Origin of the sequence: Mongoliibacter sp. (assembly GCF_007692705.1) — a bacterium.
Taxonomy (GTDB): domain Bacteria; phylum Bacteroidota; class Bacteroidia; order Cytophagales; family Cyclobacteriaceae; genus Mongoliibacter.
In genome coordinates this window covers 1-2738 of sequence record NZ_REBN01000005.1, presented here as the reverse complement: position 1 = coordinate 2738, position 2738 = coordinate 1, and the positions used below count along the sequence as shown (strand labels likewise).

Annotated in this window: 2 protein-coding genes and 2 pseudogenes; 1 reads left to right on the top strand and 3 read right to left on the bottom strand. The window is 35.7% G+C overall.

Annotation, left to right across the window (positions count from 1 at the left end):
• Window positions 1-200: pseudogene (locus EA341_RS00060) on the top strand (transposase); the annotation flags it as partial.
• A gap of 209 nt (window positions 201-409) precedes the next feature.
• Here EA341_RS00060 and EA341_RS00055 read toward each other — a convergent pair.
• The 3 genes and pseudogenes from EA341_RS00055 to EA341_RS00045 all read right to left on the bottom strand — a co-directional run.
• Window positions 410-580, bottom strand: coding sequence for a hypothetical protein (locus EA341_RS00055; RefSeq protein WP_293010640.1), 171 nt, complete (start codon window positions 578-580; stop codon window positions 410-412).
• Window positions 581-590: 10 nt separating this feature from the next.
• Window positions 591-2174 carry a hypothetical protein gene (locus tag EA341_RS00050; protein ID WP_293010639.1) on the bottom strand — a complete coding sequence of 528 codons (1584 nt, stop codon included), beginning with the start codon at window positions 2172-2174 and terminating at the stop codon, window positions 591-593.
• A 238-nt stretch (window positions 2175-2412) separates the two neighbouring features.
• Window positions 2413-2738, bottom strand: a pseudogene (locus EA341_RS00045) (xylose isomerase); the annotation flags it as partial.

Sequence of the window (2738 nt, the reverse complement as noted above, 5' to 3'; positions counted from 1 at the left end):
GGTGCTCTCTTATCTCACTCTTGTTAATGGAAGTTGTCCGAAAGACCATAAAAAGAAAGTGGGCTTTTTCTAATATGGTTGCTTTGGTCAGATTTCATATGGTAAGCTATGTTCACCTGATCAATTTTCTAAACGACCCTGAAAAAGAGCTCAAAGAAACCTTGAAAAAGAACGGGCAAACATCCCTATTCCCAACATAGAGGCTTACATTTCAAAATAGGATGAAAAACCTCGTATAATTGATCTATTAAACGAAATTCATGCACGACTTGATTTTAGTCGGACACTAATGAATTAAAATATAGAAATGAGAGCTAATCACTCCTTTCAAAAGCTATAATTAAGTGAAACTTGAACAGACTTTTCATCATCTACAAAGTCAAGGTGCTTGATCAAAAGGCCAAGGCTTTTACTTTCTAATGATTTCTACTCCAAGTTTTAAACCAGACTTTATCCTTTCTTTCACTATAGGTATCAACTCAGTCAGGATTGTATAGGTATTATCTTTAGCTGCAATCTCAAGCATTGCTACAGCTTTTTCTTTGGATACTGTTGGGTATTCTTCAAAAAAAACTTCCAATGGGACACTATTAATCCACCACCTTTAATTCCTGAAAAAAGAAAGCATTTTCATCAACTGCCTGACCATCTTCTTTCACATACCTTAATTTTTGCCTTCCCATCAATAAAAATGACCCATTATTTAATGCTTTGACCTCTAGGTCAGAATTTTGAAAACTCAAAACCTTATCACCTTTTAGAGGATTCGGAATTTTGACTTCTTGGTTCATTTCCTGAAAATCACTTTCTGATATTAACGAATAGAAGAGCTTTCCTTCAAATTCATATATGAAATGATCCTTGTTTCCTGAGAATATTTGACCATAGGCCAAAGGAACAAAAGTGGACTTTTTCGGCAGGGGAATAGCATAATCCCATAACACATTTCCATTGTTATCAAACTGCACAAAATGAGAAGATATAAAAGAAAAATAAATTTTCGGATCACCAACATCTGTTGACACATATTGACCGGTCTCATCGATAAAACTATCGTCCATTCCTCCTCTCCTTCCGATGGAAGGATTTTTCATAGGATTGAGGCGATAATAGTTGTGATCATACACCCCATCTTTAATATAAAATGAATTACCAACAGCTAAGAAATGATCAGATTGTAACAAATAACCTTTTTGATTTTGTATCAAACTTTTTGCTGAAAGCACGCCTTTTAAAGATGGATTCTTAGACTTTTCCCATTTACTTAAACTCTTTTCTCCTCCATCTTTTTCAAAAGCAAAAAATCCAGGAAGGTCATTGATCTCAACAATATTGTTAAAAGGGTCGCTCCCATCGGCAAGGTATCCTCCATAGTAACCATTGTAGCCAACTTTATTTGTCATCCCAACGGTCCCTGCGATAAATTTCAGAGGACCTTCATTAGAAATGATCATGTCAATGTTCTCCCGGTTTTTGGATTCGTTTTCAAACAAGTGATTTCGGAGCAAAACTCCTTCCTTGTTGATCGAGGACATGAGAAAAGATTTGCTTCTGTCTTTTGTCCTGAAATTGATCATCAGGTTAAAAACCCCTATCAATTCATCGCCAAAAACTTCCTGAACAATCATCCCTGGTTGAAAAACATCCTCCACCGTATAAACCTTGCCGGTAGCCATTTCTTTAACCTGGGCTATGAGCCTATTTTGAACATAGAACAAGAGTAGTACTCTATCATCTAAAATTTCAAAATCGGCAATTGGGCTTTCTATAGTATTCTTAAGGTCGATTTCTTTTGAATCTTTGGATTTCAAGTCTAAAATCAACAGGTATTTCTCATTCAAATGCCGCTCAGTGTTTTCACATAAAAAATAAACCTTATCCCCAAAAACTTTTTTGCTTTTAAGGACATGATTCCATTTCAGAGGGATGTCAATCGTCTTTTCATCCCCGAATGACTTATCAGACATGAACACTTTCAGATTTAACTGTTTCTCGGCATCTCCTTTATTGATCTGATACGCAAAAAAGTAATCCTCAGAAACGTCGACCCATATTGGCTGACTGGAAAATTCATTGCTTACCTCAAGCCGTTCCCCAAAGCTGACTTGACCAAAGGAGTAAGTACAAAGCAGGCTTAAAAAAGATACTAGTGAAAGTTTATACAGTAGTCTCATAACTAAATATAAATTATTTCACTGAATAAAAAAACCTGCTTAGATCCAAGATTTGAGCAGGTTTTTTTATTTAAATGTAAAATCCAGAAATATTATCAGAATAGTGATGGTAAACAATAAGTTGGTTTCAATATCAAATATCCATTAAGATTAACAATTGATAAAACCTGCCAGGTTTTTTAAAATTTTTAGATAATAAAGCTTTTTTGAACTCTAAACCTGGCAGGTTATCCCATTTTTAAATATAATCGTTCAAAATGTTCTCGAACAACTCCTGTCTACCACTCCTCTGCTTCGGTTCTCCTACAGACTTGGCATGGTTTCTAAGATCCTCCAAAGTCAGATTACCCTCTTCAAATGCCTTTCCATTTCCTGCATCGAAGGAAGAATATCTTTCTTTTCTAAGCTCTTTATAAGCTGATTTTTCAAGAATTTCATTGGCAATCAACAAGCCTCGTGCAAAAGCATCCATACTGCCAATGTGTGCATGGAAAAGGTCCTCAAGGTCTGTAGAATTTCTCCTTACTTTGGCGTCAAAGTTGACCCCTCCACCTTGAATGCCTC